This is a genomic window from Flavobacteriales bacterium, from assembly GCA_013001705.1.
Taxonomy (GTDB): Bacteria; Bacteroidota; Bacteroidia; order Flavobacteriales_D; family JABDKJ01; genus JABDLZ01.
The window spans coordinates 1-6,956 of the sequence record JABDLZ010000107.1 but is presented as its reverse complement, the minus strand read 5'-3'; the positions used below and the strand labels follow the sequence as shown (position 1 = coordinate 6,956).

Annotated in this window: 7 protein-coding genes; 3 read left to right on the top strand and 4 right to left on the bottom strand. The window is 48.6% G+C overall.

Annotated features, from left to right (window positions below; translation table 11 throughout):
* The 3 genes from HKN79_04460 to HKN79_04450 form a co-directional block, all read right to left on the bottom strand.
* Positions 1-320: hypothetical protein (locus HKN79_04460; protein ID NNC82808.1), on the bottom strand; the 320-nt coding region annotated here is incomplete at its 3' end.
* Positions 317-1,675 carry a hypothetical protein gene (locus HKN79_04455; protein NNC82807.1) on the bottom strand — a complete coding sequence of 453 codons (1,359 nt, stop codon included), beginning with the start codon at positions 1,673-1,675 and terminating at the stop codon, positions 317-319. The genes HKN79_04455 and HKN79_04460, both read right to left, overlap by 4 nt.
* Positions 1,676-1,693: 18 nt before the next feature.
* A complete protein-coding gene (locus HKN79_04450) occupies positions 1,694-2,626 on the bottom strand; it encodes a hypothetical protein (protein ID NNC82806.1) in 933 nt (310 codons plus the stop codon).
* A 104-nt stretch (positions 2,627-2,730) separates the two neighbouring features.
* Here HKN79_04450 and HKN79_04445 point away from each other — a divergent pair, with 104 nt between their 5' ends.
* Positions 2,731-3,651, top strand: coding sequence for a hypothetical protein (locus tag HKN79_04445; GenBank protein NNC82805.1), 921 nt, complete (start codon positions 2,731-2,733; stop codon positions 3,649-3,651).
* A gap of 5 nt (positions 3,652-3,656) precedes the next feature.
* Positions 3,657-4,565: a sulfotransferase gene (locus HKN79_04440; protein NNC82804.1), complete on the top strand. Its 909-nt coding sequence runs from the start codon at positions 3,657-3,659 to the stop codon at positions 4,563-4,565.
* 1 nt (position 4,566) lies between these two features.
* Here HKN79_04440 and HKN79_04435 read toward each other — a convergent pair whose 3' ends face one another.
* Positions 4,567-5,928, bottom strand: coding sequence for a flippase (locus tag HKN79_04435; GenBank protein ID NNC82803.1), 1,362 nt, complete (start codon positions 5,926-5,928; stop codon positions 4,567-4,569).
* A 69-nt stretch (positions 5,929-5,997) separates the two neighbouring features.
* Between HKN79_04435 and HKN79_04430 the strand changes: the two genes are divergently transcribed.
* Positions 5,998-6,726, top strand: coding sequence for a sulfotransferase family 2 domain-containing protein (locus HKN79_04430; GenBank protein NNC82802.1), 729 nt, complete (start codon positions 5,998-6,000; stop codon positions 6,724-6,726).
* Positions 6,727-6,956 lie beyond the last annotated feature (230 nt).

Sequence of the window (6,956 nt, the reverse complement as noted above, 5' to 3'; positions counted from 1 at the left end):
GTATTCATCTTTTCCAGATCGGCTTCATCATAGCCGTAGCCAGCACCATCTATGTGATAGACATTGGCCGGTGTGCCTCCTGGGAATCGGAGCACATTAGGCCGGATCGATTTTATCAATTCGATAGCGTCCGTTTCCCCTTGGAAATGGAAAAAGAGGTTCTCGGCATTGAATCCGTTCAATCGTGGTTGTACGATGTTTCCTGTTTGCTCGATCACAGGATCTGTGTCGGTCACCTCTTGGGTGACTTCCTTGCTATTGGTGCAGAACTTGAGAAGCAGCCCTGCTATGAGCATAGGTATGAGCAAGGTGTATTTCATGCGGTGGCTACGTCTTTAAAGGTTTTTTTGCTCTGCCTGAGCTGATACATATGGATACGGTCCATTTCGTAATATCTGTAGATCAAGATGCCCATGGTAAAAGCCTGCGCAGCAAATATGGTCAGATATCCATTGGTAAAGCTGTCCAGACAGATGGCTAGAAGGCAGAATTTCAGGGTCACCATGAATGGGTCGGACCGATAGTATTTGATCCGACTGGCAAAGTAGAAGGAGAATAGGAATTGAAAATAGAGGATCATCGCTCCTAGGATTCCATACATGAATATCTGCCCCACTACCCCGATATCGGAGATGAAGAAATAGCCTAGGAAATGGGTATATCCTCCATAGACCCATCTACGACTGACCTTTCCGCTACCCAGAAGTGGATTCTTCTTGATATAGATGAATGCGGTTTCCAGTTCGCTGATACGGATGTCTTGATCCACGCTGGTACCGTCCACTTGATCGGCCACCTCCAATACCTCTCCGAACATCATCACATAGCGATCCACGAAATCGGGTCTGAGGATCGCAACTGAGCCTAGGATGAGCAGAGTGGGTATGCCGAATCGAACGACATTCATGATCTGTGTTTTGATCGGAATGGAGAACAGCAGAAAGGTCACCAATGCAATACCTGTCACAGCCATTGTAGTGCGATCCAGGCGGAATAGGACGATATAAGCAATGAATACTGCAGCGTAGATGAGCAAGCGATAGCGTTTCTTCAAAAAGGCCTTGACCGTATAATAGATCGAGCCGAAGAACATGAACCCCGTCTGGAACTGATAATACGCTTCACCACCCTTGGCCTCGTGTGCAGCGGCAAAACCGGTCTCTTTGAACTGAAGTGGGTCCGTCAGTAGGGACATACCATAGAAGAAAAGGATACTGAACCACGCCACTACCACCATCGCGCGTTCCACCATAGGCATGGTGACCTTCCCTTCCCGCAATAGATTATAGGTGATCAGACCACCGAATAGCAGATAGAATTCCCGCATGGTGGCGATGCCATAGGTAAGAGGCTGTCCCCATTCCCTCCAAGCTGAGAAGGCAGGTATGAATGGCAGGAAGAAGAAAACAGCCATCAGCGTTTCGAGATGATTCAACCGGTAGTTCTTCTCGTAGACCCGCTTGAATATGCGATAGGCGATGTAGCCCCCTAAAAAGATGAGATAGAAACCCTCAGCGACCAGTTCTTCGATATTGAACATACTCACGAGCAGCACCCGGTAGGTCAACAGGAAATTGATACACAGGAACACGAAGTAGAGGTCCTTCTTTTCTACATGGAGCAGTCCAGAAAGACTGGATTTGCGGTGATCCGATATGTGTTCGCTTGTGTCCAATGAATCAGGTGGCTCGGGTCAAGAGCTCAGCCAATGGTCGAGGTTGCGATCGATCAATGCGCTCAATTGCTGGATGTCTTCACGGAAGTATTCCTGGGTCAATCGGGCTTTCAGATCAGGGTCCACTTTGACCTTGACCACATTCTTAGCAGTCACTGCCGATTTGAATTCCACCAATTTGCTCTGCCAAGAATCCGGCAAGGCCCTTTTAATGCGCTCTTTGGTCTCCGAGTATCCGTTCAGTGCTTTGATGAGTCCCGGGTTCTTTGGCATCCCGCTCGGGTTGAGTTTCATATCCAGGTCGATATCCGTGGGATAGTCCAGCTCCAAATAGCTGAAGAGTTCACGGGCTAATTTCTCAGGCTCCTTGAGATCATCGGTCAAGAATACCTTCAGTTGGGGAAAAGCCTCTTTATAGGCCTTCACCCGTTCATAGTACAGACTGTTTCGCAGATAATCATATCCATTGGCCATGGAGATACGTGCGGCCACATGCTCGTCTTTGATCGCTTCTTCAAAAGGAAGTTCCTCGTATCCATTCTTCACCAGCATCATGTAGTGTGAGAAAGAACGCTCGACCGGTTGGCGCAGTATGGCCACCAGTTTGAGTTCTTGGCATCTATCTCCGTAGAAGTGCTTGAGATTCCTGATGCTATCCTGGTACTTGCTGAGATTGGCCACTGAAGCATCGCATATACGATGGTCGGCCGGCACATTCCTGTAGAGGGCTTTGTAGTCATCTAAATCCCTCACCTGCCGACTCCGTATACGGGAAGGGACTTCATCATCTGCCTTATTGAAATAGGCCATGAAGCCTGGTTCTTTGCGTGGCATGGATACCTTGGGGTGCTGTTGCACGAAATAGGCCAATGTGGTCGTCCCACTTTTGGCAGCACCTATCAAGAAGATGTCGGGTAGTCGATACGTTTCGTTCTCCTGTTCAAATCGCATGTTGGTAATACGTGTTTGCCCTGTATATGCGTTACGCTAAATTGCGTAAATCGCATGAGCAAACCATTGTCAAAGTACGGGCTATTTAGAGCTAAGAACGCAGCGTGAGAGTAAGTTACCAAGGACAAGAGGTGAATCTGCCTGACTTCATTATCGTAGGGGCAGCTAAGTGTGGTACGACCAGCCTCTATCGCATGTTGGCAGAGCATCCAGAAATCTACTTTCCGCCTTCTGAGAAAGAGCCCTTCTATTTCTGCTTCCAAGGTAGAGAACCCATGGAACTGAATGATATCACCCGCAAGCGTGTCATCTGGCGCACGAGTGACTATCTGAATCTCTATGAGCCGGCCCATGAAGGGCAACGATGTGGTGATGCTTCCACCGCCTACCTCTACAAGCACGATGAGTCCATCGCAGAAATGGAACGCATGTATGGTGATCGGCTAGAGGATGTCCGCATCACGATCATTTTACGTAATCCGGTGGATAGGGCCTATTCCCACTACAATTTCTTGGTGCGAAATGGCTACGAGGACCTGGAATTTGCAGAGGCCATCCGGCCAGAAGTGATCGCTTCCAGAAAAGAACGGAGATGGGGATTCGACTATCTCGAGTATGGAGACTATGCCGATCAGGTGGCACACTACGTCAGTCGTTTTCCTCAGGTGAAGATATTCTTGATGAGTGACCTCGACCGCCCCCAGCAACTCATGGATGAGATGACCCGATTCTTGAACATACGCCCTATCGAAGTGCGGGAATCGGTCCAGGCCAATCCCTCTGGAGTACCGAAGAGCAGATTCCTGGTCGATCAGATGAGGAAGAACAAGATGATGAAGTGGATGGTGAATCAATTCCCGGAGGATACCAAACATCGATTGCTCAATACCCGGGACCGCATGATGAACAGACTCCTGGTCAAGAACCCGATGCCCTCGGACATCCGCGAGATGCTCAGGCAGCATTACTCGGAGGATATCGAAAGGTTGGAATCGATCATAGGTCGTAGTCTCGCACATTGGTAAGGGTCATGGAATTCTCTCGTCAACCCTTTCTGTTCGTAGGTGCGGCCAAGGCTGGCACCACATCCATCTATCACTACCTCAAGCAACACCCTGAACTACATATCCCGAAGAAAGAGACCTTCTACTTTCTGCGCGACATCTATACGGACAATGCACTGGAGTATCCTTATCAACGGTCACCAGAGGATGTGATCCTGGACAGCGCCTCCTATGAGAGACTCTATGAGAATACAGGCGGCAAGGTCACTGGGGAGGTAGGCACCGGATACCTCTATCATCATGAGCAAAGCATCCCTCGCATCAAAGAGGTCTTTGGAGAAGAAGTCAATATCCTGATCATCCTTCGTGACCCTGTAGAACGGGCCTATTCCTCCTACAATCACTTCGTCAAGGACATGCATGAACCGCTGACTTTCAGACAAGCATTGGAAGAGGAGTCATCCAGAGCCCAGCAAGGATGGGATTTCATGTGGCATCATCGTGCGCTTGGATGTTACGCGCAGCAAGTCAGGGCCTTCCTGCAGGCCTTCGACAAAGTCAAGGTGCTCCGCTATGATGATCTGAAGAATGCACCGGCTGAGACCATGCGTGAGATCTTTCGATTCATCGGGGTCGATCCATCTCTTGAGGTGACCACGGAGAAGCAATTTAATCCATCCGGAACTCCGCGTAGTGCATTCCTGCAGAAACTGCTCATCCATGACAATCCGCTCAAGCGATTGATCAGGCCGCTCGTTCGTTCGTTGATGAGCAAAGAGCGCAGGGAGAATATCCGTAAGGAATTGAAGAGCATGAACTTGCGTGACTATGAGCAGATGGATCCCGAACTACGCACTGAGTTGAGGTCCTATTACGCTCAAGATATCCGTGAATTGGAGGCGCTTACCGGTCTGGATCTATCAGACTGGAAATAGCTTAAGACCACAGACTGCTCGGTCTGAAAAAGGTGGCAACCTTATACTTCTTCCAGATATGATAGGCTCCTATGATATTCCAAGTAGCAGTAGCGATCAAGGTCGCAAAGGCTGCTCCTTCCATGCCGTACATCGGGATGAGGATCAGGTTGAGAACGATGTTCAGCGTAGTGGTAATAGCCACCAGTCGAGTAAAGAACACCTGATTGCCTGTCATGTTCAGGAAGATGGCCACCATCCCACATGAGGCATTGAATAACTGGGTCAAAGCGAATATCTGCAAGGTACGACTGCCATAACTGAAATCAGGCTCCACCAGCTCCAGGACCGTAGCGGGAAAGATCATGAGCAGAATCGATACCGGGGCTGCAAATAGGAAGATGAACTTGGTCGTACGAGCGATAAGCCCATTCAGTTTATCCATCTTACCTGACCAGAAGAGCTCGGATATCTTTGGCATTCCTATACTCTTCATGGCCCCGATCATGAAATTGGTGATCACGGAGATCTTGAGCGCCACCGTGAACACACCCACATCTCCCGTACTCTGTGACTCGAAAAGCCCGAGCATCACCGTGTCCACACGTCCATTGAGCAGTTGGATGAAGCTGGTCAGGATCATCGGGAGTGATGTGATCAGATGTTCTTGGATGGAGAATTCCGTAGTACTAGGAGAGGATTCTTTTACCGATTGTCCCTTGAAATATCGCCAGATGTAGATCAAGGTGAATGCTGCTGCGACCACGGCACCCAGCAGGTAAGCAGCCATGGGATAATAGGATTGCAAAGTGTAGAAGGATGCAATGATCAGGACGACCAGAGTCACTGTGTGGATACCCAGATTGCGGAAGAACTCAGAGACGTGTACCTGTTTCAATCCACGGATGAACTCCACATTGAGCGCTGCCACCACGCTGAGAGGTAGAATGAGTGCGAGTATCTGAAAGGGGAGGATAAGTGCGGGGTCGTCATAGAATCCGATCGCAATCGACTCAGCTCCTAGATACAGCGCGATGGCGATCAGGAAGCTGAGAGGGATGATGATCTTCAGTATAGCGGTGTAGAGCTTCCGTATCTTATGGAAGGCGGATTCCGCATTGTACTGGGAAACGAATCGTACCACCGAGGTGTTGAATCCCAAACAACTGAGCATGACCAGGATTCCGAGAAAGGCCAGAGAAAGATTGTAGATCCCAATTCCTTCATCTCCTAATTTACGGGATATGAAGAGCATCAGCCCGTAGCTGACCACCATGTTGAGGAGTCGATAGATGAAGGCCATCGAGCCTCCCTTGAGGACTTCCTTGAAATCGGCATCCTGAGCCCCATCTCGAAGAATGATGCGCTTGAGTTTATCGAGCACGTTGGCTAGCGGTTATTTTTGAACTCTTGGTCAGAAATCACGTATGAAAGAGGGACAGAATCACCTTGGATGATCATCAGTAGCAAGTATAGATATTTATTCATAGAGCTACCCCTGACGGCCAGCACGGCTATTGCTAAGGAATTGACCGAGAACTATGCCGGTCAGACCAGGCATTACAAGCACGCCACCTACCGCACCTTCCTGAAGTCGGCCACGGACGAAGAGAAGTCTTACTTCACCTTCATCGGTATCCGCAATCCCTTGGATCAAGCAGTGAGTCATTACTACAAGTATCTGAATGACCACAAGGGGAAATACTCCAATCCTCAACCCAGAAGGAGTGGTCGAGTGAAATACTGGCTGAATGAACGCGGCCATCAGAAACGATATCGCTTCATCCATGAGCAGAAGGCAGACTTCGCCCAGTTTTTCCTGAAATTCTACACTAGACCTTATCTGGATTGGAGCTTGATGGATCAAGAACGAATGGACTCGGTCATCCGATTCGAACACATTCAAGAAGATTTCCAAGCCACATTGGAGGCGATAGGAATCGAGGCAGTAAGGCCCTTACCGATTGTGAATCAGACCCGTAGCAAAGAGAAGACCTTCTGGGAGTACTATGATTCTCTAGAGCTACGCGTGCGTGCTGCACGGGTTTTTGGTCCTTATCTGGAGCAATGGGATTACGCATTACCGGCAGAGTGGGATGTACAACCGGAGGTCAAAGCCTGGGAGTCACGCTTCCAAAGGGACCTGAAGTTGAAGAAAATGTACTGGTCTATATTGACCTGATTGGAGTTAAGTAATTGATAATCAGATACATGAATCTTATAAGTGTAGAAATCATTTGTCGATCATATCGGATTATCCATCTGAAATAATAATGGATTGGACGGCTAAATACTAGGATTTTATCGAAGAATGATCGAAATTCGTAATCCTCTTCGGAGGAACAGGATACAGACACGTGAAGAACCGACTATCATATTATGAGAAATATGCCTATGGCATAATGGACGTAG